At 69.9% G+C, this 24,177-nt stretch carries 21 protein-coding genes; 15 read left to right on the top strand and 6 right to left on the bottom strand.

Annotated elements, in window-relative coordinates:
* Positions 1-2: 2 nt before the first annotated feature.
* The 3 genes from ACP4E5_RS05915 to ACP4E5_RS05905 form a co-directional block, all read right to left on the bottom strand.
* Positions 3-794 carry a hypothetical protein gene (locus tag ACP4E5_RS05915; protein WP_425825659.1) on the bottom strand — a complete coding sequence of 264 codons (792 nt, stop codon included), beginning with the start codon at positions 792-794 and terminating at the stop codon, positions 3-5.
* Between the two features lie 69 nt (positions 795-863).
* On the bottom strand, positions 864-2,129 hold the full coding sequence (locus ACP4E5_RS05910; protein ID WP_425825658.1) for a DUF2254 domain-containing protein: 1,266 nt from the start codon (positions 2,127-2,129) through the stop codon (positions 864-866).
* A 167-nt stretch (positions 2,130-2,296) separates the two neighbouring features.
* Positions 2,297-3,154 (bottom strand): EamA family transporter, encoded by an 858-nt coding sequence (locus ACP4E5_RS05905; protein ID WP_425825657.1) that lies wholly within the window; start codon positions 3,152-3,154, stop codon positions 2,297-2,299.
* Positions 3,155-3,301: 147 nt separating this feature from the next.
* On the opposite strand from ACP4E5_RS05905, the gene ACP4E5_RS05900 reads away from it, so the two are divergent.
* From ACP4E5_RS05900 to ACP4E5_RS05870, 7 genes are all read left to right on the top strand, one after another.
* A complete protein-coding gene (locus ACP4E5_RS05900) occupies positions 3,302-3,841 on the top strand; it encodes a CGNR zinc finger domain-containing protein (RefSeq protein ID WP_425825656.1) in 540 nt (179 codons plus the stop codon).
* 66 nt (positions 3,842-3,907) lie between these two features.
* Entirely contained in the window at positions 3,908-4,732 is an 825-nt protein-coding gene (locus tag ACP4E5_RS05895) for a DeoR/GlpR family DNA-binding transcription regulator (protein ID WP_425825655.1), read from the top strand.
* 100 nt (positions 4,733-4,832) lie between these two features.
* On the top strand, positions 4,833-5,942 hold the full coding sequence (locus tag ACP4E5_RS05890; protein WP_425825654.1) for an alcohol dehydrogenase catalytic domain-containing protein: 1,110 nt from the start codon (positions 4,833-4,835) through the stop codon (positions 5,940-5,942).
* On the top strand, positions 5,939-7,273 hold the full coding sequence (locus ACP4E5_RS05885; protein ID WP_425825653.1) for an MFS transporter: 1,335 nt from the start codon (positions 5,939-5,941) through the stop codon (positions 7,271-7,273). Before ACP4E5_RS05890 ends, ACP4E5_RS05885 begins: the two co-directional genes overlap by 4 nt.
* Positions 7,274-7,363: 90 nt before the next feature.
* A complete protein-coding gene (locus ACP4E5_RS05880; RefSeq protein WP_425825652.1) occupies positions 7,364-9,112 on the top strand; it encodes a dihydroxyacetone kinase family protein in 1,749 nt (582 codons plus the stop codon).
* A complete protein-coding gene (locus ACP4E5_RS05875; protein WP_425825651.1) occupies positions 9,109-9,615 on the top strand; it encodes a ribose-5-phosphate isomerase in 507 nt (168 codons plus the stop codon). The genes ACP4E5_RS05880 and ACP4E5_RS05875 overlap by 4 nt, the downstream gene beginning before the upstream one ends.
* Before the next feature lie 401 nt (positions 9,616-10,016).
* Positions 10,017-11,621, top strand: coding sequence for a peptide ABC transporter substrate-binding protein (locus ACP4E5_RS05870; RefSeq protein WP_425825650.1), 1,605 nt, complete (start codon positions 10,017-10,019; stop codon positions 11,619-11,621).
* Between the two features lie 10 nt (positions 11,622-11,631).
* Here the strand turns inward: ACP4E5_RS05870 and ACP4E5_RS05865 are convergent, their stop codons facing one another.
* The gene (locus tag ACP4E5_RS05865) at positions 11,632-12,387 is read right to left on the bottom strand and encodes a FadR/GntR family transcriptional regulator (protein WP_425825649.1); all 756 of its coding nucleotides are present in this window, start codon (positions 12,385-12,387) and stop codon (positions 11,632-11,634) included.
* Between the two features lie 350 nt (positions 12,388-12,737).
* Between ACP4E5_RS05865 and ACP4E5_RS05860 the strand changes: the two genes are divergently transcribed.
* The 6 genes from ACP4E5_RS05860 to ACP4E5_RS05835 all read left to right on the top strand — a co-directional run bounded on the left by ACP4E5_RS05860 (position 12,738) and on the right by ACP4E5_RS05835 (position 19,833).
* Positions 12,738-14,267, top strand: coding sequence for an AfsR/SARP family transcriptional regulator (locus tag ACP4E5_RS05860; RefSeq protein WP_425825648.1), 1,530 nt, complete (start codon positions 12,738-12,740; stop codon positions 14,265-14,267).
* A 70-nt stretch (positions 14,268-14,337) separates the two neighbouring features.
* Positions 14,338-15,933 carry a peptide ABC transporter substrate-binding protein gene (locus tag ACP4E5_RS05855; protein ID WP_425825647.1) on the top strand — a complete coding sequence of 532 codons (1,596 nt, stop codon included), beginning with the start codon at positions 14,338-14,340 and terminating at the stop codon, positions 15,931-15,933.
* A 28-nt stretch (positions 15,934-15,961) separates the two neighbouring features.
* The gene (locus ACP4E5_RS05850; RefSeq protein ID WP_425825646.1) at positions 15,962-16,888 is read left to right on the top strand and encodes an ABC transporter permease; all 927 of its coding nucleotides are present in this window, start codon (positions 15,962-15,964) and stop codon (positions 16,886-16,888) included.
* Complete coding sequence (locus ACP4E5_RS05845; protein ID WP_425825645.1) at positions 16,881-17,774, top strand: ABC transporter permease; 894 nt, start codon at positions 16,881-16,883, stop codon at positions 17,772-17,774. Before ACP4E5_RS05850 ends, ACP4E5_RS05845 begins: the two co-directional genes overlap by 8 nt.
* A gap of 8 nt (positions 17,775-17,782) precedes the next feature.
* Positions 17,783-18,826, top strand: a complete 1,044-nt coding sequence (locus ACP4E5_RS05840; protein ID WP_425825644.1) for an ABC transporter ATP-binding protein — start codon at positions 17,783-17,785, stop codon at positions 18,824-18,826.
* Positions 18,823-19,833: an ABC transporter ATP-binding protein gene (locus ACP4E5_RS05835; RefSeq protein ID WP_425825643.1), complete on the top strand. Its 1,011-nt coding sequence runs from the start codon at positions 18,823-18,825 to the stop codon at positions 19,831-19,833. Before ACP4E5_RS05840 ends, ACP4E5_RS05835 begins: the two co-directional genes overlap by 4 nt.
* Before the next feature lie 478 nt (positions 19,834-20,311).
* Here ACP4E5_RS05835 and ACP4E5_RS05830 read toward each other — a convergent pair whose 3' ends face one another.
* Positions 20,312-20,608 carry a ribosomal protein L7/L12 gene (locus tag ACP4E5_RS05830; RefSeq protein WP_425825642.1) on the bottom strand — a complete coding sequence of 99 codons (297 nt, stop codon included), beginning with the start codon at positions 20,606-20,608 and terminating at the stop codon, positions 20,312-20,314.
* 119 nt (positions 20,609-20,727) lie between these two features.
* Between ACP4E5_RS05830 and ACP4E5_RS05825 the strand changes: the two genes are divergently transcribed.
* Both ACP4E5_RS05825 and ACP4E5_RS05820 read left to right on the top strand, forming a co-directional pair.
* On the top strand, positions 20,728-21,984 hold the full coding sequence (locus ACP4E5_RS05825) for a cytochrome P450 family protein (RefSeq protein ID WP_425825641.1): 1,257 nt from the start codon (positions 20,728-20,730) through the stop codon (positions 21,982-21,984).
* Between the two features lie 105 nt (positions 21,985-22,089).
* Complete coding sequence (locus ACP4E5_RS05820; protein WP_425825640.1) at positions 22,090-22,857, top strand: hypothetical protein; 768 nt, start codon at positions 22,090-22,092, stop codon at positions 22,855-22,857.
* A gap of 72 nt (positions 22,858-22,929) precedes the next feature.
* Here the strand turns inward: ACP4E5_RS05820 and ACP4E5_RS05815 are convergent, their stop codons facing one another.
* Entirely contained in the window at positions 22,930-23,901 is a 972-nt protein-coding gene (locus tag ACP4E5_RS05815; protein WP_425825639.1) for a phosphotransferase family protein, read from the bottom strand.
* Positions 23,902-24,177 lie beyond the last annotated feature (276 nt).

Here is a 24,177-nt window from a genome sequence, read left to right as displayed (position 1 = left end):
AATTACCTCGAATCCCGGTTCGCCCCATGTGGAGGCTCCTTGGGCACCTGGTTGTGCTTGCCCGCGAGCAATTCCTGCACCGCGACCTTCTTTTGGTTGACGGGCGTCCACCACCGCGCTTCCCGCTTACGGGAAGCGACGGCCTTTCGGGAACCCGGGGCATATCGTGACCGGCCCCACGGGGAATTCGGCCGTGCCAGCCGGATGGCGCCCACGACGAGGAACACGTTGATGAACACGCCGATCAGGCCGGTCCACAACTTGCCCTTGAGCAGCGTGATCACCGCGAGTGAAGCCTGGAGCAGCCAGAAGACGACCGAGATCGCCATCGCCGTGCCGTCGCCGAGCTCGCGTCCTGCGCTGATGAGCGGCACCGGGCGCAAGCCCATGAGCATCAGACTGATGGTCGCCACGGCGACGAAGATGGCCTCGACGGAGGCACGCCCCTCACGCTGCCAGTAGACGTCGCGGAGATGCAGGATGAGGGCGAACTCATCGAGCACCAGAGCGGCCCCGATACCGAAGAGTGCGGCCAGGGAGGACTGGACCGGCAGCGAGGGGCTGCGGACGGCGACCAGGCCCACGCCGCCCAGCAGCATGAACACCACACCGAAGACCACGTGGTGGATGTGGAGCCCGCCCGGCGTCACGTTGCCTGGCCACCACCGGACCTGGGCCCGGATCATGCGCACGCTGAACCGGATGAACCCGAACGTGACGATGAACGCCGCCAGCAGGCAGAACAGCGGGAGCTGCCCCTGGTCGACGATCTCACGCGTGAACCACGACCCCACAGGCCCTCCTTCCGGTCCTCCTGGTCCTCCTGGTCCCTCCGGTCTTTCCGGTCGGCGGCGTTCGCACGGTCACCCGATCCCCTGCCGGTCGGGAACGGCGGCGAACAGCCGTCGCTCGGGGTCGGGGAACTCGCGCTCGACGTGCTGCTCCAGCCGTTCCCGGTAGCCCGCCACGACCGCGCGCCGGCCGGGCGGAGCGAGGACCTCAAGGTCCCGCAGGAGGGCCGCGAAACGTCGCGTCACCTGAGGTGCGGGACCGCAGTGCAGGAGCATCTCCTCACACCCCAGAACCACCAGGTCGTCCCACGAGGGAGAGAGCTCGACGAGCCGGACGACACCCGCCCTGTCGCGGTGCTCGATGTTTCCCCACGGCACGTGCGCACAGGCGGTGAGGACGACCTGGATGCGGTCGAGGACCTGCACGGCGGTGGTGGGGTCGTTGGCCGAGTCGGACAGTGCTCTCAGTCCGATGTCCACGAGCTGCCGGAGTCCGAAGGCGACGTCCTCCACCGAACCGCGTTCGCTGCCGGTGCGGATGTGCCGCCGGAAGCGCTGCGGTCGGCGCACCTCGACGCGCTCCGTTTCATACACCGCGAAAAGGGGACTGCCGGGTACGAGGTAGTCCCCGGTGCGGGCCAGTAACCGCACATGGCATTTGCTTCTGGACGCTTCCCGGGTCAGCGCTTTCCTGTGGAATCCGATCATTACGCCGGGGCGTGCCGCGTGGAGTACCTCGTGTTCCGGGGTGCGGTTTTCCTCGCGGGGCGGCTCTTGTGTCCTGTTCAGGCCCTGGACCAGGCGCACGCTCTTCAGCGTCTCCCGCATGAGCAGGTCGATGACCTCGGTCAGGCGCATGAGACGCAGCGTGTGCTGCACGTATGCGATGAAGGCGAGGACGCAGCATGTCACGAGCACCATGGTGAAGAAGCCGGAAAGGAACGGGACGAAGACGTCTTTCCGTCCCTTGGTGTCCTCGACGCGCAGCGACAGATATCGCACTACGAGCGTGTAGAAGAAGGTTCCCAGGAACAGCGCCAGGGCGGTTTTCGTCACCCGGCTCTGCACGAACAGGCGGACTACGCGCGGCGTGAGGTTTTCGGCGGCCATCTGAACCGCGACCAGGGTCAGGGAGAAGACCACACCGATGAAGGTGAGCATGGGCGGCCCGACCGAATCGATGACCGCCCGGCTGGGATCGCGGAATGCCTGGAAGTCCGGGTCGCTCCCGAGCGACGGTGACGAGGAGAGGAACTGGTCCAACTCGGTCGTGACGATTCCCCACACACCACCCGCGAGAAACCCCAGGAGAGGGACGAGCAGGGAGAACCGCGGCACGTGAGAAGTCGTATTGCGCCGCCATCTCTGAGGTCGCATCAACCGCCACCTCCACGGAACCGCAAGAACCTGCCCCTTCTCGAAAGCCAGCCGGTTTCGGAAACGTATCGCGGGCAAGATCAGGCTGCACATCGGAAATGAGGGGATACGTCCCCGTGCTCCGTCTCTTACGTCGGCCCGGAGGGACGAGCGGATTGAGCGGATTGAGTGGATCGACCGGACCGATCGGAACGACGCATCGACCACACACCGGCCGCGACGATCAGCGCGACGGCTCCCAGTTGCCGCCCGGTCAACTCCTCGTGCAGCAGGGCGAGACCGACGGCGGCCGCCACCGCGGGGCTCAGCGCCAGCAGCACACCGAAGGCGCGGGCGTCGACGCGCCGAAGCACCGTCATGTCCAGCGCGTACGGGATCAGGGAGGACAGCAGCGCCACGAGGAGCCCGGTGAACAGGACGGGAGGGTGGGCCGCCACCCGGTTGCCGTCGGTGACGGCGGTGACCGGGGTCAGGACGCAGGCGCCGACGGCCAGCGCCAGCGACAGCCCCGTCCAGTCGGGGAACAGGCGTCCGACCCGACGGCTCAGGAGCACATACCCGGCCCGGCAGACCGCCGCGGCGCCTCCGAGGAGAAGCCCGGCGGCGGGCAGCGAGGCGCCCGGGGCCGCCAGCAGCAGGACGCCCGTCAGGGCCAACAACGCCACCACGAGATGCTCGATCCGGCGGGACAGCGCGATCGACAGGGCCAGCGGGCCGAGCAGTTCGAGGGTCGCGGCCACACCGATCGGCAGCCGGCTGATGGCCTGGAAGTAGGCCAGGTTCATGGCCGCGAGGACAAGGCCGAGCGCGCCGGCCGCGCGCCACTGCACGGCCGTGATCCCCCGAAGCCGGGGCCGGACGAGCAGCCACAGGATCACGGCGGAGAAGAACAGCCGCATTCCTGCCAGCGCCGTGGGGCCCGCGGTCGCGTACGCCTCCTTGGCGACCGCGGAACCCACCTGGAGGCTGGCGATCTGGGTCAGCATCAGCACGGGTGCCGTAGCCGTGGGTGCCGCAGCCGTGCCCCGTGCCCGCGGGCGGGGACTGTTCTTCGTCACACGCATCCGGTCCTCCACGCGGTCGGCGCCGGCGCCTTCGGCACCGCTCGCCCCACACGGTGCTGTAATGCCCTTATGCACTTCAACCATTACGGCGGCGAGGCCGCCCGGCTGGCCGCCGACCTGGTCAACCTGACCGAGCCACCACGTCCCGAGAGCCTGGAGACACTGCTCGCCGCGCACGGCGTCGTGAACCGCGCGCTCACCACCGCGCAGGCCGAGTCGATCTGGGACTGGAGCAGGCGCCTGGCCGAGTGCTTCGGGCGACAGGGCCTCGAAGAGCGATGCCAGGCGGTCAACGAACTGCTCGCGGACGCCTCGAGCAGCCCCCGGATCTCCCTGCACGACGGGCGGCCGCACCTGCACTACAGCGCCACCGGCGCCGACGCGGCCGCACACATCCGCGCCGTCACCGCGGCCGGACTCGCCTACGTCATCTGCTCCGCCGACGCCGACCGGCTCGGCCGCTGCGCACGCCGGAACTGCGCCCTGGCCTTCGTCGACACCTCCCGCGGTGGCCGCCGCGCCTACTGCTCGGTGCGCTGTGCCAACAACGACGCCGTGGCCCGCCACCGCGAGCGCAGCAACGCATCACAAGGCAGAACACATTCCTAACACGAGGGGTGTTGTGTTTGAGGGGTCCGCTGTTAGCTTGTCGGGCGACGGCAGGAAGGAAACGCTGTGAGCCCCGACGAACTCCCCACGGGTTCAGCCGAGTTGCTGAACCCGCAGGCGCGCCAGGAGCGCATCCGCGACCGCGTGCTCGAGCTGGGCTCGGCCCGCATCGAGGACCTGGCGCGCGAGCTGGGGGTCAGCGTGATGACGATCCACCGCGACCTGGACCGCCTCGCCGACGAGGGGTGGCTCCGCAAGACGCGCGGTGCGGCCACGGCGCAGCAGTCCGTGCTCTTCGAGAGCAACGTCCGCTACCGGACGACCCAGCAGGGTGACGCCAAGAAGGCGCTCGCCGGCGCCGCCCTGGAGCACATCGACCGCGGTCAGGCGATCCTGCTGGACGACAGCACCACGTCCCTCGCCCTCGCCCGCGCGCTGCCCGAGAGCGGACCGCTCACCGTCATCACCAACTTCCTCGCCATCGTCAACGCGCTCGCCGGCCGCCCCGGCATCGAGCTGATCTCGCTCGGCGGCAGCTACGACCCGCACTACGACGCCTTCCAGGGCATGGCGACCTGCGACCACATCAAACCCCTGCGCGCCGACACCGTGTTCATCTCGACCTCGGCGGTCGCGGACGGCCACTGCTACCACCAGTCGCAGGAGGCGATCCTGGTCAAGCGGGCGCTCCTGGAGGCCGCCCAGCGCCGGATCCTGCTCGTCGACCACACCAAGTTCCGCAAACGGGCGCTGCACCGGGTCGCCCCGCTGACCGACTTCGACCTCGTGATCGTCGACGAGCGCATCTCCCGGGCCGAGTTGGAGGCGCTGCGCGAGGACGGCGTCCATGTGCAGGTCGCCGCCCTGCACCCGGAAAAACCCGAGTCCTGACCACCCCGAACCACCGTGATCCAGCCGGATCCACCCCCACGGATCCGTGTCCCTCAACCGCATCTCATCTGCGCAGAGCCGACTGCCAATGGAGGTAGTAGTGATCAGTGTGCCGAAGCGAATGCAGGCCGTGGTCGTCCACGGGCCCGAGGACTATCGACTCGAGGAAGTCGATGTCCCCACACCGGGCCCGGGCGAACTCCTGCTGCGGACAGAGGCGGTGGGGGTGTGCGCGAGCGACCTCAAGTGCTACCACGGCGCCCCCAAGTTCTGGGGCGACGAGAACCGTCCTGCCTGGGCGCAGCGCGGCATCATCCCCGGTCACGAGTTCGTCGGCGTGGTGGTGGCGGGCGACGACGCCGCGCTGGCGGCCCAGCAGGTGAGCGTCGGTGACCGCATCGCCTGCGAGCAGATCGTGCCGTGCGAGGAGTGCCGGTACTGTCGCCGCGGTCAGTACTGGATGTGCGGACCGCACGACATGTTCGGCTTCCGCAACCACCACGGCGCCATGGCGCAGTACATGGTGGTTCCGCCGAAGGCCCGTGCCCACAAGGTGTCGCACGACCTGAAGCCGCACCACGCCGCGTACGCGGAGCCGCTGTCCTGTGCGCTGCACGCGGTGGAGCGCGCCGACATCCACTTCGAGGACGTCGTGGTGGTCGCCGGCTGCGGACCGATCGGCCTGGGCCTCATCGCGGGCGCCCGGCAGAAGAACCCGCTCAAGATCATCGCGCTCGACCTGGACGACAACAAGCTCGAACTGGGCCGCCGCACGGGCGCCGACATCGTGCTCAACCCCGCCAAGGAAGACGTCGTCGCGCGCGTCAAGGAGATGACCGACGGCTACGGCGCCGACGTCTACCTCGAGGGCACCGGCGCGACGCCCGCCGTCGCGCAGGGCCTCAACCTGCTGCGCAAGCTGGGGACGTACGTCGAGTACTCCGTCTTCGGCTCGGACGTCACGGTCGACTGGTCGATCATCTCCGACGACAAGGAACTCGACGTCCGCGGCGCCCACTTGGGCCCGCACTGCTGGCCCGCGGCGATCCGCCTCCTCGAGGAGGGCAAGGTGCCGGTCGACGACATCTGCACCCACCAGTTCGGCCTGCGCGACTTCCAGAAGGCGCTCGACCTGGTCGCCGACACCTCCGGCGCCTCCGTGAAGGTGTCCATCCTGCCCAACGCCGAGGCCGACGCGGTGATCGCGTGACGGCCGCGGCCACCGGGTCCGTCCAGGCCCCCGAGGCCCGGCTCGACCGCATGGGCATACCCCACTCGCTGCGCTGGGGCTTCCTCGCCGTCCTGGTCTTCATGACCGGCAACGGCACCGAGTCCAACTTCATCGCCCCGCACATCGAGCACGTCCTGGGCAGCAGCACCGCGACGGCGAGCACCATCATCTCCATGTACGGCGTGTCCGTACTGGTCGGCAGCTACCTCTCCGGCGCCCTCACCGACCTGTGGGGCCCACGCCGTGTCATGCTGCTCGGCACCGTCGTGTGGGTCGTGTTCGAGGCACTGTTCCTGGCCGGCCTCGCCGCCGGCAGCATGCCCATGGTGTTCCTCACCTACTTCCTGCGCGGCTTCGGCTACCCGTTGTTCGCGTTCGCCTTCCTGGTGTGGGTGAACCTCGTATCGCCGAAGGAGCGCAACGGCGCCGCGGTCGGCTGGTTCTACGTCATGTTCACCGGCGGACTGCCCACGCTGGGCTCGCTGTTCGCGCTCGGCATGATCCCGGCGTTCGGCGGCTCGACCGGCGGCGAGACCGGGGCCATGGCGGCCTCCACCGCGCTGGTGGTCATCGGTTTCCTGATCGCCCGGTTCGCCGTCAAGGAGCCGCACGGTTCGCGGCGGGTGGCGCCGGACGACAAGTCCTCCTTCGAAGTCCTGTCCGCCGGACTGCGCCTGACGGCACGTCAGCCGAAGGTTCTGATGGGCTTCCTTGTGCGACTCATCAACACCGCACCCCAGTACGGCATGTTCATCATCCTGCCCGGGGTGATCGCGGACGACCGGGGCTGGGGGCAGAGCCGCTGGCTCACCATGACCGTCCTCGTCTACGCGACGAACATCCTCGTCAACGCCCTGTTCGGCGCCATCGGCGACCGCTGGGGCTGGCGCCGCACCGTTCAGTGGTTCGGTGTCTTCGGCTCATCCATCGGCCTGCTCGCCTGGTGGTACGTGCCGCAACTGGTGCCCGCCGGGTCCACCTGGGGATTCTGGGTGTCCGTCGTCGCGGGCTGTGTGTTCGGCTGCCTGCTCGCCGGGTTCGTACCGATGGGCGCGATCATGCCGGCGCTCGTCCCGGCGGAGTTCAAGGGCGCGGCCATGGCCATGTACACCACGGCGGCCGGTGGTGCCTCGTTCCTCGGCTCCGCGGTGGTCGCCGCCGTGCTGTCGGTCGGCCTCGGCAACGCCGGAGTGGTGTGGGCGTTCGTCGTGCTGTACGGCGCGGCCTTCGTGATGGTCTCGTTCCTCAACGTGCGCCAGAGCGAGGCGAGTTCGGAGAAGGAGCAGGCCGGAGCGGTCATGGCCCGCTGAGCCCGCTGTTTCGGTCGTGCCTTCTGAGCCCGCCGCCCCCGACCGCGTACCGACGCGACGACGCACCGTAGTAGTGATGGAGGTTCCCTCGTGACCAGACTCTTCGACGACCCGGCGAACTTCGCCGAGGATCAACTGGCCGGCTTTCTCGACCTGTACGCGGACCGGTTGCGCGGGGTGCCCGGAGGCGTCGTCGCACACCGCGGCGAGCACCCCCAGGTCGCGGTCGTCATCGGCGGCGGATCGGGCCACTACCCGGCCTTCTGCGGAACGGTCGGACCGGGCATGGCCGACGGCGCCGTGGTGGGCAACGTCTTCACCTCGCCGTCGGCCACCCAGGTCTACTCGGTCGCGAAGGCCGCCGACCAGGGAAGGGGAGTGATCCTCAGCTTCGGCAACTACGCCGGGGACGTACTCAACTTCCGGATCGCCGCGGAGCGGCTCAACGCCGAGGGCGTCGACACCCGGATCGTGATCGTCACCGACGACGTGGCGTCCGCCGAGGACGAAGGCAGGCGCCGAGGCATCGCGGGCGACTTCACGGTCTTCAAGGTCATGGGCGCGGCGGCCGCCGAGGGCCTCGACCTGGACGAGGTGGAACGCCTCGGCCGGGCCGCCAACGCCGCGACGCGCAGCCTCGGCGTGGCCTTCTCCGGCTGTACGCTGCCGGGCGCGGGGGAGCCGCTCTTCGAGGTGCCCGACGGACACCTGGGCCTCGGCCTCGGCATCCACGGCGAGCCCGGCATCGAGGACGTACCGATGCTGAAGGCCGACGAGTTGGCGGCGCTCCTGGTGGAACGCATCCTCCAGGAGACACCTGCCTCCGCTGGCAGCCGGGTGGGCGCGATCCTCAACGGCCTCGGCGCGACGAAGTACGAGGAACTCTTCCTCCTCTGGGGCCGGGTGTCCGCGCGACTGCGCGAGCGCGGCATCGAGATCGTCGACCCCGAGGTGGGCGAGCTGGTGACCAGCCTCGACATGGGTGGCTGCTCGCTCACCCTGATGTGGCTCGACGAGGAACTGGAGCCGCGCTGGCGCGCCGACGCCTACACCCCCGCGTACCGCAAGGCGCACGCACCGCTGTCCGGCCTGCGCGCCGCCGGCGGGAACGGCGACGCGGCGACGGTCACCGAAATCCCCGAAGCCTCCCCGGCCGCAAGGGAGTTGGCGAACGGCGTCCGCACGGCCCTTGCCACCATCCACCGCACGATGGTGGAGAACGAGGAGGAACTGGGCCGGATCGACGCGGTCGCGGGCGACGGAGACCACGGGCGCGGCATGGTCCGCGGCGCCCGGTTCGCCGCCGAGCGCGCCGAGCGGGCGAGCCGTGAGGCCGGTGCCGGGTGGCTGCTGCGACAGGCGGGCCAGTCCTGGGCCGAGTACGCGGGTGGTACGTCGGGCGTGCTCTGGGGCGCGGCGCTGGAAGCATTCGGACGCGCCCTGGACGACACCGCGGACACCTGCACACCTGCCGATATAGCCACCGGCGTACGGGCGTTCGCCGACGCGGTCGGCGACCTCGGGCGGGCGGCGCAGGGCGACAAGACGATGCTGGACGCCCTGATCCCGTTCGCCGACACACTGGAACGCGCGACGGGTTCCGGCGCCGACCCCGCCGAGGCGTGGCGCTCGGCCGCCGAGGAGGCGACCCGGGCCGCCGAGGCGACGAAGGACCTGCGCCCCAAGATCGGCCGGGCCCGGCCACTCGCGGAGCGCAGCCTGGGCACCCCCGACGCGGGAGCGACCTCTCTGGCCCTGATCGTGACGGCGCTGGCCAAGCTGCCGCACGCCCAGGGACCGGCACATGAAGCGAACCGACAAGGAGTGACAACGGCATGACGGACCGGCTGCGTCTGGTCGTCGGCTGCGACGACGCCGGCTACGAGTACAAGGAACGCATCAAGGCCGACCTCCAGGCCGACGCCCGCGTGTCCGAAGTGCTCGACGTAGGAGTGGAGGCCGACGGCACGACCGCCTACCCGCACATAGGCGTGGCCGCGGCCCGCCTCGTCGCCGAGGACCGGGCCGACCGCGCCCTGCTCATCTGCGGCACGGGCCTCGGCGTCGCGATCTCCGCGAACAAGGTCCCCGGCATCCGCGCGGTGACCGCCCACGACGCGTACTCCGTGGAACGCTCGGTGAAGAGCAACAACGCTCAGGTCCTGTGCATGGGCCAACGCGTCGTCGGCCTGGAACTCGCCCGCAAGCTCGCCCACGAGTGGCTGGAACACCGCTTCGACCCGGAGAGCTCCTCCGCGGAGAAGGTGGCGGCACTGAGCCGCTATGAGACGGATCCGGGTGGGGCGGTTCCTGAGGGGGTGGTGGGGTTCACGGAGTGCTAGGCGCTGCCGCGCTGTCTTGATCGCCGCCGCACTGTCGTGACCGGTACCGCTACCGGTACCTCAACCGGCACAGCACCCGCGCGGCCCGCGATGGACGCCGAATGGACGCCTCTTCGTGTCTCGGACCCCAACGCGGACACCTCGCGTGCTCCCCGCCTCCTGGGCCGAGTTGACGGTGCGTGACGCGACGCCCCCTCCGCTGCCCCCTCCCGTCCGAGTCGTCGGAAATCTTCCTCGCGGACAGTCGCCGGACGAGGGTTCCGCCGCCGTGGTGTGTCGAACACGGGGGGCGCCCGGCCGCCATTGACGTGCGGTCGGGCGCCTCTCTACCGTCGCCGCCCGATCACCAGATGTCGACGTGGCGGGGGCCCGGGCCCGTTCCGTCACCGCGAGGAGCTTCGATGAGACGAACGCGCAGCGTCGGTGGTGCGGTGGCGGCCGCGGCACTGGCACTCTCCCTGGCTGCCTGTTCGGGCGGCTCCGGCGGCTCGGACAACACGGGCGGCGGGTCCGGAGGCAAGCACCTCACCATCGGCACGGCCGCGGAGGTGCCGCACCTGATCCCGAACAACGACCTCGGTGCGACCGGGATCCAGATCGAGTCCGCGCTGTGGGCGCCGCTCACGCAGGTCGACCCGAAGGACGGCCACCTGCGCAACGTGGTCGCCGACTCGATCAAGTCCAAGGACGCCAGGACCTGGACCATCAAGATCAAACCGGGCTGGACGTTCACCAACGGCGACAAGCTCACCGCGAAGTCCTTCGTGGACACGTGGAACTACACCGCGTACGGGCCGCACGGCTTCGCCAACAACGGCTTCTTCCAGCGGGTCGAGGGGTACGAGGCGCTCAACCCGGCGAAGGGAAAGCCGAAGCGGGACACGCTCTCCGGGCTGAAGGTGATCGACGATCTCACCTTCCAGGTGAAGCTGAAGCGTCCGTTCTCGCCGTACCCCACGACCCTCAGCTACCTCGGTGTCGCGGCGCTCGCCCCCGAGGTGCTGAAGGACCCGGAGAAGTACACCCACAAGCCGATCGGCTACGGGGCCTACAAGCTGGACGGTGCCTGGAAGGCCGGGCAGCCGGTCGAGCTGGTCCGCAACAAGGGCTACAAGGGCGCGGACGTCCCGGAGGCGGAGTCGATCACCTTCCGGTTCTTCGCCAACCCGGAGACCGCCTACAACGAGTTCCTCGCCGGGAACCTCGACTTCGCGCCGCTGCCGACGTCCAAGATGGACACGTACAAGCAGGAGGCCGCCGGCCGGTATCTGCGGACCAAGGCGGCCGTGGGAGTGGGCCACCTTGTCCTGCACCTCAACGTGAAGCCGTACGACAAGCTGCAGGTCCGCCGGGCGCTGTCCCTCGCCCTGGACCGCACCGCGCTCGCCAAGGTCAAACCCGGCACCGTCCCGTCGAAGTCCTTCACCCCTCCGAGCATCGCGGGGCACCGCGACAACACCTGCCCCGACTGCACCCTGGACGTGGCGAAGGCGAAGAAGCTGCTGAGCGAGGCGGGCGGGTTCCCCGGCGCGCTGAAGATCTACTACGCCACCGACGACCCCGGCAGCCAGGTCTACGCGGAGGCGCTGGGCAACATGTGGCGCCAGAACCTCCACATCAAGGTCAAGTACGCGGGCCAGCCGGGCAGCGAGATCGGCAAGCTGGACGACGCGGGCAAGCTCGACGGCATCCGCATCCAGGGCTGGAACCACGACTACCCGTCGATGGAGGACTACCTCACCCCGCTGTTCGCCTCCTACGGCGACATCAACACCGGCAACTACGACAACCCCAAGGTCGACAAGGGGCTGGACGAGGCGAACGCCATCCCCGACCAGCAGCAGGCGATCAAGGCGTACCAGAAGGTGGAGGACCTGGTCGCAGCGGACATGCCGGTGATCCCGCTGTCCCTGTCCCGCACCGTCTATCTGCACGCCAAGGGCGTCGAGCCGCTGAACTCCGCCTACGCGGGTGTCGACCCGATCCGGTCCACCTTCACCCGCTGACCCACCACGGTCAGCCCGTGGCGGGCCCCGGCCCCGCACCGTCGCGCGTCGCGGCCGGTGCGGGGCCGGCATCGGTGTCGGGCCCGACAACGGCCGGCATCAGCTCGCGCAGCCAGCGCTCCGCCTGGGCCACGTGTGTGTGGGCCGCGCAGGTCGCCGCGGCCGGATCCCGCTCGGCGATCGCCCGGGTCAGCTCGCGGTGCCCCTCGTCGCTGCGACGCCGCAAGTGCGGCCCCTCGGGCAGGGTGAAGATCTGGTACTTGCGGGAACGCGCGCGGAAGACCGAGATCAGCGCCGCGAGCGTGGGGTTCGCGCCGATCCGCGCGATCTCGCAGTGGAAGTCGTGGTCGAGCGCCGACGCCTTGTCCGGGTCGTCCGTCAACTCCATCGCCTCGACAAGGCCGCTGAGGATCCGCACGTCGTCGTCGGTGCGGCGCGCCGCCGCACGCGCCGCGGCGTGACCCTCGAGCAGCCGCCGGATCTCGTACATCTCGAGCAGGCCGGTCAGTGGCAGCAGATCCACCGTGAGCGACAGGCTGCCGATCAGATCCTGGGGGCGCAGCCCCGAGACGTAGGTGCCGGAGCCGTGCCGCGGCTCGATCACGCCCAGCGCCGCGAGCATGCGCACCGCCTCGCGCAACGGTCCCCGGGACACGCCGAGTTCGGCGCACAGCTCGGCCTCGGCCGGTATCCGCTCGCCGGGCCCGAGGCGCTCCGTGGCGATCATCTGGCGCAGTCCGTGGAACGCCTTCTCGACTGCCGACATCGGTTTCCTCCCCCTGAGGTCCGGCGCGCTCCGCTGGGTGTCCGACACGGCGCCGACGTTCGGAGCACTGTAGCCAGCCGGCGAGTCATCGTATGACTTCAACTCCACGCCGTGAACGGCGTATTGAATACCGGGCAACAGGGGTTGTGCAGGTGGCGGGCACCTGCCAAGATTCCCGCATTCATCAGATGACTCCTTGGTCGCAAGTGAGTCACGAGGGATGACGCACGCGGTGATCCGCTGCCCTGCGGGCGGTCGGAGCGCCGTGTCCTACCGGTTCCGCCATCGATGCCGTCCGCGGCACCGGTGCGAGGCGCCGCACCCATCTGGGAGCAGGGAGGGAGTAGGGCATGGAAACGCTTGGCACCGGACGGCGGGACGTCGTGCGCTACGAGGTCCTCGGACCGGTCCGCGCCATGCGTGCGGGAACCGGGCTCAGACTCGGCACGCCTCAGCAACTCGCGGTGCTCGCCGTGCTGTTGCTCCACGGCGGCCGGCCGGTGGAGCGGCAAGACCTGACGGCCGCACTGTGGGGCGAGCGCCCTCCGGGCGGCGCCGACGGACTCCTCGCGACCTACGTGGCCCGTCTGCGCAAGGTCCTCGAACCCGACCGCCCGCGCCGCACGTCACCCCGCGTCCTCGTCACCCGCAACACCGCGTACGGGCTCGAACTCGGGCGCGCCGACCTCGACCTGTGGCGCTTCGAGGACGCCGTGGCCGAGGCCCGCGGTGCCCGCCGCCACCGCGATCTCGACGCCGCCCGCTCCGGATACGAGCGGGCGCTGGCCGGATGGAGGGGCGAGGAGGCCCTCGCGGGGGTGGTCGCCCCTTTCGCGGAGGCGGAGCGCCTGCGGCTCGGCGAACTGCGGCTCGCCGCCCGACTCGAACACGCCGAAGTGCTCCTGGAGTTCGGCGCGTCCGAGGAGCCCGTCGAGGTGCTGACGCCGCTGACCCGAGCCCACCCGCACCACGAGCGGCTGCACGCCCTGCTGATGCTCGCCCTCTACCGTGGCGGCCGGACGGCGCAGGCACTCGAGGTCTACCAGGGCATCCGGGAGGCCCTGCTCGGTGAGTTCGGTGTGCCGCCGGGCCCGCGCCTGGCCCGAATCCACGAACGGATGCTCGCCGCGGACCCCTGGCTGCTGCCCCGCGCCGCCGGTGCGCCGCTCGCTCCCGCCCAACTGCCGCGAGACATCGCCGACTTCTCCGGGCGCGCGGCCGAACTGGGCCGACTGCGCCGGCTGCTTGCCTCGCCGCACGGCGTCGTGGCGGGCCCCAGCATCGTCGTCACGGGACCGCCCGACGTCGGTAAGTCCGCCCTCGCCGTCCACGTCGCCCACCAGGTCGCGCCCCGCTTCCCGGACGGCCAGCTGTACGCGGAGCTCGGTGGCGCCACCGGCAGTCCCGCCGACCCCGCCGACGTGCTGGGCCGCCTCCTGACCGACCTCGGCGTACCCGCCGCGGAGGTGCCCGAAGGGGCCGCGCACCGCGCGGCACGCTTCCGCACGCTCACCGCGCGGCGCCGCCTGCTGCTCATGCTCGACGACGCCCATGACGAGGCGCAGGTCCGGCAGTTGCTGCCGGGCGGCCCGGGCTGTGCGGTGCTGGTCACCAGCCGGTCCCGACTCGCCACGCTGCCCGGACGGTCCGCCGTGCCGCTGTCCTATATGCGCGAGGAGGAGTCGCTGCGCATGCTGACCCGGGTGGCCGGCGCCGACCGGGTCGCCGCACAGCCGGCCGCGGCCCGCGTCCTGGCCCGCGTCTGCGCGGGGCGACCACTGGCGGTACGGGCACTGGGCGCGAGGATCGCCGACGCGGACTCCGCCGAACTGCCGTTACTGGCCGACCGGTTGGCCTCGCCCGGCTCGCGCGCCGGCTGACAACCCACCGGTCCTCGTCAACGAGCAGCACCCGCAGTCCACGCACCCCCGAGACACCAAGGAGAAGCGCATGCGTCGATCTCGTCATGCGGCCCACGCCGTCACCGCACTCGCGGTGGCCGTCGCCGCCACTGCCTGTTCGTCCGGGAGCGGGGCCGACGACGGCGCCTCGGGCGGCAAGAAGTCCGTCGTCGTGGCGTCGAAGAACGAGATACCCGCCATCAACCCGGCCAAGGACAACAGCTCCACCAGCATCCAGCTCGCGTGGGCCATGTGGGCTCCGCTCACCGATCTCGACCAGAAGACCGGCAAGCTGAAGTACGTGGTCGCCGACTCGGTCACCTCCAAGGACGCCAAGACCTGGACCATCAAGCTCAAGCCCGGCTGGACGTTCACCAACGGCGAGAAGCTGACCGCCAAGGCGTTCGTCGACACGTGGAACTACACGGCCTACGCCCCCCACGGCTACAAGAACAACGGGTTCTTCAGTCGCGTCAAGGGCTACGACGACCTCAACCCGGCGAGCGGCAAACCCAAGAAGACAACGATGTCGGGTCTGAAGGTGATCAATGACCTCACCTTCAGGGTCACGCTCGACAAGGCATTCTCCCCGTACCCGACGACGCTGATGTACTACGGCTCCGTCGCGCTCGCCCCCGAGGTGCTCAAGAACCCGGACAGCTACGACCACAAGCCGATCGGCTACGGACCGTACAAACTCAAGTCCCAGTGGAAGGCCGGGCAGCCGGTCGTCATGGTCCGCAACAAGAAGTACCCGCTCAAGGGCCCGGACGCGGACCAGCTCACCTACCGGTTCTTCTCCAACCCGGAGACCGCCTACAACGAGTTCCTCGCGGGCAACGTCGACTACACCATCGTCCCCGACACCAAGGGCGACACCTACAAGAAGGACGCCCCCGGCAAGGGTGCGGTGTCCAAGGCCGCGGTCAACATGACCTACCTCGTGCCGCCGGTCAACTCCGGCCCGTACAAGGACCCGAAGGTGCGCCGCGCCCTGTCGCTCGCCCTGGACCGCAAGGCGCTCACCGAGCTGCGTGCGGGATCCTTCCCCGCCACCTCGTTCACCGCGCCCTCGCTGCCCGGACACCGCGAACACACCTGTGACGCCTGCACGTTGGACGTCGCCCAGGCGAAGAAGCTGCTGAAGCAGGCGGGCGGCTTCCCCGGCACGCTGAAGATGTACTACAACAGCGACGACCCCGGGCAGCGGGTCTTCGCCGAGGCACTGGGCAACATGTGGCGGCAGAACCTCGGCATCAAGGTCGCCTACGTCGGCAAGCCCGCCATCGACCTCAGCGCCCTGTTCAGCAAGGGCAAGGTCGACGGCATGTACCTGGGCGGCTGGGGCCACGACTACCCATCCATCGAGGACTGGCTCACCCCCATCGTCGGCAGCCACGGCGACGTGAACGGCGCCCGCTACAGCAACCCCGCCCTCGACAAGCTGATCGACGAGGGCAACGCGCTCGCCGACCCGGCCGCCGCCATCAAGAAGTACCAGGCCGCCGAGGACCTCGAGGCCGAGCAGATGCCCATGATCCCGCTCTACCACAAGCCGGACGCCTATATGCACGCCCCCGGGGTCGAGCCGCTGGACTCCCCGTACGCCGGACTCAACCCGGTCTGGTCGACCGTCTCCCGCTGAACTCCCCGACACCACAAGGAGATCCACGATGTTCAGGTATGCGCTCCGGCGCCTGATCATCATGGTGCCGATCGGGATCATCGTGACGTTCATCGTCTACGCGATGGTGTTCGCCCTGCCCGGCGATCCCATTCAGGCACTGTCCGGCAACAAACCGCTCGCCCCCTCGGTGATCGCGGCCAAGCGCGCCTACTACCACCTCGACGATCCGCTCTTCTCCCAGTACCTCCACTTCATGGGGAACCTGCTGCAGGGCAACCTGGGGCAGACCTTCGACGGCCAGGACATCGGCGAACAGCTCGCCCTGCGCTGGCCCGTGACCCTCCAGCTCGGACTGACGGCCCTCGCCATCCAGACCGTCTTCGGCCTGCTGTTCGGCATCTACGCCGGCTGGCGGCGCGACGGGCTCGTCGACCGGGCGCTGCTCGGCGCCACCCTCGCGGTGCTCGCCGTGCCCGGACTCGTCGTCATGTTCTTCGCCCAGTCCCTGTTCAGCGTCCAGCTCGGCTGGTTCCCGGTCTCCGGCAGCGCCGACGGCTGGCCCACCAGCTATCTGCTGCCCGCCACCGTCCTCGGTGTCCTCGGCTTCGCCGGGCTCGCCCGCATCACCCGCACCAGCCTCGTGGAGGTGGCGGGCGCCGACTTCGTCCGCACCGGCCGCGCCAAGGGCCTGTCCCCGCAGCGCATCCTGTGGCGGCACGTGCTGCGCAACGCCCTCCTCCCCGTGATCACGTACATCGGGCTCGACCTGGCCGGCACGCTCGGCGGCGCGATCATCACGGAGGGCATCTACAACCTCAACGGCATCGGCCAGTTCATGTTCCGCTCGATAGGAATGAAGGAGGGCGGAGTCGTCGTCACTCTCTCCACTGTCCTGCTCATCGGCTACATGGTCGTCAACCTGATCGTCGACCTGCTCTACGGCCTGCTCGACCCGCGGGTGCGTCATGTCTAGCCCCGCGCTGGTCGTGGCGACCGAGACCGAGCCGACCGCGGAGGACGCCCCCGCGGGCGCCGCGGTCCTGCGTGAACTGCTGCGCAAGCCGCGGTTCGTCCTGTCCGGCGTGGTGATCCTCGTCATCGTGGCGATGGCGGCCTTCCCACGCCTGTTCACCTCAACCGATCCCACCGCCTGCGATCTGCGGAACAGCAAGGTCGGGCCGTCCGCCGCGCACTGGTTCGGCTACGACATCCAGGGCTGCGACTACTTCGCCAACGTCATCTACGGCGCCCGCCCCTCGGTCCTGGTCAGCGTCTCCGTCAGCGTCATCGGCTTCGTAGTGGCCTGCACCCTCGGCATGCTCGCCGGATACTTCCCCGGATTCGTCGACGGCCTCGTCTCCCGCACCGCCGACGTCCTGTTCGCGCTCCCCGGGATCGTCGCGATGATCGTCATCCTGCAGACCTTCTCGGCCCGCTCCGTGTGGACGATCGCCTTCGTGATCGTGCTGCTCGGCTGGCCCGCCGGAATGCGCCTGATGCGCTCCACGGTGCTGTCCGTGCGCAGCCGCGAGTACGTGCTCGCCGCGCGGGTGCTCGGCGCGACCGCCCCGCACATCCTGCGCAAACACATCTTCCCGAACTCCGTGGCACCGCTGCTCTCCCTCACCACGCTCTCGGTCGGTGTCGCCGTCGGAACCGAGGCCGCGCTGACGTTCCTGGGCATCGGACTGCAGCCGCCGACCATCTCCTGGGGTCTGCAGATCGCCATCGCCGCGTCCTACCGCGACGACATCCATCTGTTCCTCTTCCCCGCGCTGTTCCTGACGCTGACGGTGATGTCCTTCATGATGATGGGCGACACCGTGCGGGACGCGCTCGACCCGAAGCTGCGGAGGTGAGCGCGGACATGACCGCCACCGACACCGTCGAGCACACCGGCCCCCTGCTCGAAGTCACCAATCTCACCGTCGAGTTCGACACGCACGGCGGCACCCTGCGCGCCGTCGACGAGGTCTCCTGGGCTCTCCACCGCGGAAAGACCCTCGTCGTCCTCGGCGAGTCCGGCTCCGGCAAGAGCGTCTCAACCCAGGCGATCACCGGCATCCTCGACACACCACCGGGCCGCGTGCGCTCCGGCAGGGCACTCTTCGACGGCCAGGACCTGATCGCGATACCCGAGAAGCAGCGCCGCCGGATCATCGGCAGCCGCATCTCGCTCGTCTTCCAGGACGCCCTCTCCGCCCTCAACCCCGTGCACACGGTCGGCCGCCAGATCGCCGAGCTGTACCAGGTGCACCGCGGCATGTCCCGCAAGGACGCCATGCGCCGGGCCGCCGACATGCTCGACCGCGTCGGCATCCCCAGTGCCCGCGCGCGGGTTCGCGACTACCCGCACGAGTTCTCCGGCGGCATGCGCCAACGCGTCATGATCGCCATGGCGCTCGCGCTCGGCCCCGAGGTGCTCATCGCCGACGAGCCGACCACCGCGCTCGACGTCACCGTGCAGGCCCAGATCCTCGAACTCCTGGAGGAGATCCAGCAGGACAGTGACATGGGCGTCGTCCTCATCACCCACGACCTGGGCGTCGCCGCCGAGATCGCCGACGACCTCGTCATCATGTACGCGGGCCGGGTCATCGAATCGGGTCCCACCCCGCTCGTCCTCGGCGACCCGGCCCACCCCTACACCCAGGGCCTGCTGCGCTCGATGCCGTCGAGCGAGATGAAGGGCCTCGAACTGCCCGCCATCCCCGGCACGCCGCCCAACATGCTGCGCCTGCCCACCGGTTGTCCCTTCAGGCCGCGCTGCCCCAAGGCGATCGACGTGTGCGCGGCCGAACGCCCCGAACTGCGCGCCCAGTCGAGCGGCGGCCCCCGCAAGGTCGCCTGCCACCTCGCGGACACCCTCGACCCGACGCAGACCCCCTCACTGGCCGGAGGCGCCACATGAGCGACGTACTCCTCCAGGCGACCGGCCTGGCCAAGCACTACGCCACCGCGCCACGGCTGCGGCCCGGACGCGGCAAGTCCCTGGTCCGCGCCGTCGACGGCATCGACCTCGAACTGCGGAGGGGCGAATCCCTCGGCATCGTCGGCGAGTCCGGCTGCGGCAAGTCGACCCTGCTGCGCCTGCTGTGCGCGCTGGAGCGGCCCACCGCAGGCAGTCTCACCTTCGACGGCCAGGACGTCGGCCGACTCCGCGGCGCCGCACTGCGCCGCTGGCGACGCCGGGTCCAAGTGGTGTTCCAGGACCCGTACGCCTCGCTCAACCCGCGGATGCGCGTACGCGACATCATCGGAGAGGGCTACGACGTCCATCCCGACGCCGTCCCGAAGCAGGGGCGCCGCCGCCGGGTCGAGGAACTCCTCGAACTGGTGGGCCTTGAGCCCGCGCACGCGGACCGCTTCCCGCACCAGTTCTCCGGCGGCCAGCGCCAGCGCATCGGCATCGCCCGGGGCATCGCCCTCGGCCCCGACGTCCTCCTGTGCGACGAACCCGTCTCGGCCCTTGACCTCTCCGTACAGGCCCAGGTGGTCAACCTGCTGCTGCGCCTGCAAAGGGAGTTGGGCCTCGGCCTGGTCTTCGTCTCCCACGACCTGAGCGTCGTACGCCACGTCTCCGACAGGATCGCCGTCATGTACCTCGGCAAGGTCGCCGAGTACGCGGACGCCTCCCGCCTCTACGAACGCCCCGGCCACCCCTACACCCAGGCACTGCTGTCCGCCGAGCCCTCACTCGACCGGATCCGCAGACCCGACGCCCCGCGCCTCCGCCGCATCGTCCTCGCGGGCGACCCGCCCTCCCCGGTGAACCCGCCGACGGGGTGCCGGTTCCACACGCGGTGCCCTCTAGCGCAGGACGTGTGCCGACAGGTCGAGCCCGAACTGATCCAAGTCGATGGCCGACTGACGGCATGTCACTTCGCGGGGGAGCTGCTCGGCGCGGACGCCCTATGACGCGGAGTCCGACGGCGCCTCCAGTGGGCGGCGCTTCGTCGCGGTCAGCAGGGTCCGTGTGAGGACGCAGCTCGCGGCGGCGCGGAGACCCGCCGTGCCACCGTGTGGGGATCGGCCCGACGGGCCTGGCGGTGAACGAACGCACCGGAGCGGTCCACGCCACCGACTCCACGCCCGACCGGATCATCCAGTTCACCTCCGGCACCCGCCGTTTCCGGACCGCGGCTCCTGGGCGCCGGCACCTTCGTCATAGCCCGGTCCGCGACAGGTCGTATCGCCCACACCGCCGACCGGGGCGCGGGCGGCACTTGCGTCGTGGACCCGCGCAAGGGGGGCGGTTGTCAGGTCGACCACCGGGGTCGGCGCGCGTGCTCTCGACGAGTCGGCCGCCGGCACCGACGGCGAGGACCACCTCGCCCGGATCACCGTCGCCCCCTGACCGCGACGGGCACGCACCGCGCGCGGCCCCGGCTCCGGTTCAGTCCCTGCCGGACTCGATGCGCTCGACCGCGTCCTTGGCCTCCCTGAGGCCCACGCCGGTCACCTCGCGGTAGACCTTGATGGCCTCGATCTTCTTGCCTTCCCGCACGAGAGCACGTACGCCGTCGAGGCGCGGACCGAGCGCGTCGGTCTCGATTCCCAGATGCTCGATGACAAGGTCCAGCTTCCGCTCGACGCGGGCCGCCCGGCGGTCGGTACGGTCGACCTTGCGATCGATGGCTCCGGCCGCGAGGAGCACGCCGACCAGGAGGATGAGTATCGCTGCGCTGTCCATAACCGGTGATCCTAGGCAAGCCGGATGACGGGGATGCCCCGGACGACCCGGACGACCCGGACGAGTCGGATGGCGTGAACTGCGCGCGGGCAGCCGTACGCCGTTGGGATCCTGGAGTCATGACCGACCCGACCCAGGATCCCCGCTTCCTCCGGGACCCCTATCCGGCCTACGCGACCATGCGAGCCACCTGCCCGGTGCACCCGGTACCGGCAGGATCCGGCGGCCGTACCACCTACGTGGTCACCGGCCACAAGGAAGCAAGGGAAGCCCTCCACGACGCCCGGCTGTCGAAGGACACCGCCGTCTTCTTCGCGGGCAGAGAATCACGGCGACGCCTGCACCCCGCGGTCGCCCACACCATGCTCGCCGCCGACCCACCCCAACACACCAGGCTGCGCAAGCTGGTGACGAAGGTGTTCACGACGGGGGCCGTCGCGCGGCTGCGACCGTTCATCGCCCGCGTCACCGACGAGTTGCTGGACCAGTGGAAAGTCGGGGAACCGTTCGACTTCGTGACCGGTCTGGCGGTGCCCCTCCCGGTCACCGTGATCTGCGAACTGCTCGGAGTCCCGTCGGCCGACCGGATCGACGTCCGGCGCTGGTCGGCAGAACTGTTCGCGGCCGGGGAGCCGGACGTCATCGACGCGGCGTCGCACGCGATGGCGGACTACATCACGCACCTGATCGCCGCCAAACGCCGCGACCCCGGCAGCTCCCTCCTGGACGCGCTCATCGCGGCCCGCGACGGAGAGGACCGCCTGAGCGAGCACGAACTCGTCTCCCTGGCTGTCCTGTTGCTCGTGGCGGGACACGAAACCACCACCAACGCCCTCGGCAACGCGATCCTGGCGTTGCTCGAGCACCCGGCCCAACTCGGCCGCCTCCGCCGGAACCCGAACGAGATCCCTGACGCCCTGGACGAACTCCTCCGCTTCGACTCCGCGGTGAGCACATCCACCTTCCGGTACACCACGGAATCGGTCACGCTCGGAGGCACCGAGATCCCGGCAGGCGTGCCGGTGTCGGTCGCCCTCGGTGCCGCCAACCGGGACCCGGACCGTTTCCCGGGACCGGACGAGCTGGATCTGGACCGGGACGCCGCCGCACACCTCGCCTTCGGCCACGGCATCCACCGCTGCGTCGGCGCGCCGCTGGCCAAGGCGGAGATGGAGATCGTGCTGCGAGCCGTGCTGGCGCGCTTCCCGGAACTCCATCTCGCCGTGCCAGTAGACGAGTTGACGTGGCGGCGCACCCGCCTCGTCCGAGGTCTTTCGGCCCTTCCCGTCGTGGCTTCGGAGGCGCAACTCCGCAGCAACAACGGACGACGAGACGGACGACGAGACGGACGACGAGACGGAAGACGAGACGGATGATGAAACGGACGATAAAGAAGTCGTGCGGATCTGCCGACTCCCGTAAGGTCGTGATCTTCGGACGGCGTGGACCGTTCTGGAGTCCTTGAAGGTCGTGGCCCCGTCATGCATCCAGCCGACCATCCCGCCCGCCGCAGACTCGACACCGCCCTGGCCGAACTCACCAGGGTCTTCCGAGGGTTGACCGCAGTCCCGGACGAGTCCAACTGTGAGTGCCATTGGGGAAGTTCCGAGGAACTGTCCCTTCTCAAGACGCCTGACACGGAGCTGGATCCGGACCTCCTGCGCCGCTCTTGGCAGGCCGTCGACTGGACGGATCACGGGGCGGTGCTGCGCCGCATCCTGCCGCAGTTCGCCCCCGCCCTGGTGGCAGGTCGCGTCGATCCGCCGTTCGGCTTGGAGGAGGCGGGGGACTCGTTCGCGCGCGGCCGCTGGCAGCAGTGGCCCGAAGAGCAGGCCGGTGCGGTACGCGAGTTCCTGCACGCCTGGTGGGCCCAGAGCCTGACGGACCCGGCCGCGGCCGTCCCGGCGCACCAGGTCATGGCGATGTGCGCCGAGGCGTCCGGCACGGTCGCCCCCTGGCTCGCCGACTGGGAGCAGCAAACCGGCCCCCTCAGCGACCAGAAGCTCATGGAGGCCGCGGAGGCGTGGGAGTACGAGCTGCTGGGCGACCAACTCCCGTGGTTCGTCAACTGGTACGAGAACGACGAGGACCGGATGAGCGCCGATTTGGCGACCTGGCTCCACACCCATGCCGCGGCCCGCCTCCGCGCCTGCGGCGCCCCGCAGGAACTACAGCGCCGGATAGGGCTGTTGGCCCTCACGGGCGAACAACGCTGGACCCACCCGCACTGGCCGGGACACCGCTACTGACGCCCGGAGGGAGGCGGCGGCGCGGGCCTCTACGCCTGCAGAATGCAAGCGGAGGACGCTTGGCCGCCGCCATCAGCCCGCCGCCATCAGCCCACTGACATAGGCATCGAGCCGCTCCTCCACGACCCGCGTCGTCAGCTCCGTCCGCCCCGCCTCCCGCCAGGGCCGCGCCACCATCTCGACCTCCTCCGAGAACGCCAGCGCGTCCCGCACCCGCCAGTACAGCCGCTCGCCCCGGTCACCGGCGAGCACCCCGCCGGCCTCCTCGTACGCGTCCGCGAACCGCTGTCCCCATTCCGGGCCGTGCAGCAACGCGAGATTGGTGCAGGTGTGCGCCACGTCGAGATCCGTCGGCCCCCAGGAGGCCCCGGCCCAGTCGACGACGCCGGTGATCCGGGTCAGGGGCGCGTCGAACAGTACGTTGCCGAGGTGGAAGTCCCGGTGCAGGAAGCGCCCTTCGTAGGCCGGGGCGGGCTCACGGATGACGTCGATCGCCGCGGCCCATGCGGCGGAGTCGGCGCGCTCGGGAACCACGACGGTGTCGGCGGTGGTCAAAGCCTCGTACTTCGGGGGCTGTTCGCCGGGGACTACCGAGTGAATCGCCGCGAGCTGACGCGCGAGCAGCTGGACACGCCTCTCCAGTCCTTCGTCGCCCACCAGCGCACGACCCTGCAGATGTGTCATGAGGAGCGACGGATACTCGCAGTGCGCCGCGGTCGGATCGGCCGCGATCAGCCGAGGGGCCGGTACGTCGGCCGCCCCCGCGAGCGCGGCCAGCGCGCCGGCCTCCCTGTCGAGAGCCTCCTCGGCGCGATCCACGAAGAACGGCTCGACGTAACTCCGCAGCACCAGCTCGCGGGTACCCCCGCCCCGTGAGGCGACGGTCAGCCGCCGCATCTCGGCGGTGACGCCGCCGTGCAACGCCTCGACGCGAACGATGCGCTCCCCGGCGTCCAGGAACCGCCCGACCCACGCCAGGGTCAACGGCCGGACAGTGGCCCACTCGTCGGCCGACTCGTCGGCTGTCTCATCGTGATTGATCACCGTGTCACCGCATCATCAGGACGACGGCAGGCACAAGCGCATTTCGCGGCTGACACTCCGGCAGGTCCGGAAATGAGCTGAGCCCGTGGTGACGGCGCGCGGCAATCCGTTCGGCTGGTCGGACGTTGTGCGAAAACTGTTGACGCCGGTTTCGGGCGTGTGAACTATGGCCTGACTACGTAGTCAGGCCCACAAGGCCGACCACCGGACTGCGCAGGCGCACGCTCGGGGCCTCGGCCCCAACTGCCTGTACGACAGAGACCGCCGGGAGGGCGT

It is taken from the genome of Streptomyces fractus, assembly GCF_049844455.1.
Classification (GTDB): domain Bacteria; phylum Actinomycetota; class Actinomycetes; order Streptomycetales; family Streptomycetaceae; genus Streptomyces; species Streptomyces fractus.
Note: the sequence above shows the minus strand (reverse complement) of the source record. Positions and strands in the feature narration are given on the sequence as shown.

Coding starts and splice junctions, on each gene's coding strand:
- ACP4E5_RS05905 (WP_425825657.1), bottom strand. CDS start 3,154: ATGCTGACCCAGATCGCCAGCCTCCAGGTGGGTTCCGCGGTCGCCAAG.
- ACP4E5_RS05900 (WP_425825656.1), top strand. CDS start 3,302: ATGCACTTCAACCATTACGGCGGCGAGGCCGCCCGGCTGGCCGCCGAC.
- ACP4E5_RS05875 (WP_425825651.1), top strand. CDS start 9,109: ATGACGGACCGGCTGCGTCTGGTCGTCGGCTGCGACGACGCCGGCTAC.
- ACP4E5_RS05870 (WP_425825650.1), top strand. CDS start 10,017: ATGAGACGAACGCGCAGCGTCGGTGGTGCGGTGGCGGCCGCGGCACTG.
- ACP4E5_RS05865 (WP_425825649.1), bottom strand. CDS start 12,387: ATGTCGGCAGTCGAGAAGGCGTTCCACGGACTGCGCCAGATGATCGCC.
- ACP4E5_RS05860 (WP_425825648.1), top strand. CDS start 12,738: ATGGAAACGCTTGGCACCGGACGGCGGGACGTCGTGCGCTACGAGGTC.
- ACP4E5_RS05855 (WP_425825647.1), top strand. CDS start 14,338: ATGCGTCGATCTCGTCATGCGGCCCACGCCGTCACCGCACTCGCGGTG.
- ACP4E5_RS05850 (WP_425825646.1), top strand. CDS start 15,962: ATGTTCAGGTATGCGCTCCGGCGCCTGATCATCATGGTGCCGATCGGG.
- ACP4E5_RS05845 (WP_425825645.1), top strand. CDS start 16,881: ATGTCTAGCCCCGCGCTGGTCGTGGCGACCGAGACCGAGCCGACCGCG.
- ACP4E5_RS05840 (WP_425825644.1), top strand. CDS start 17,783: ATGACCGCCACCGACACCGTCGAGCACACCGGCCCCCTGCTCGAAGTC.
- ACP4E5_RS05835 (WP_425825643.1), top strand. CDS start 18,823: ATGAGCGACGTACTCCTCCAGGCGACCGGCCTGGCCAAGCACTACGCC.
- ACP4E5_RS05830 (WP_425825642.1), bottom strand. CDS start 20,608: ATGGACAGCGCAGCGATACTCATCCTCCTGGTCGGCGTGCTCCTCGCG.
- ACP4E5_RS05825 (WP_425825641.1), top strand. CDS start 20,728: ATGACCGACCCGACCCAGGATCCCCGCTTCCTCCGGGACCCCTATCCG.
- ACP4E5_RS05820 (WP_425825640.1), top strand. CDS start 22,090: ATGCATCCAGCCGACCATCCCGCCCGCCGCAGACTCGACACCGCCCTG.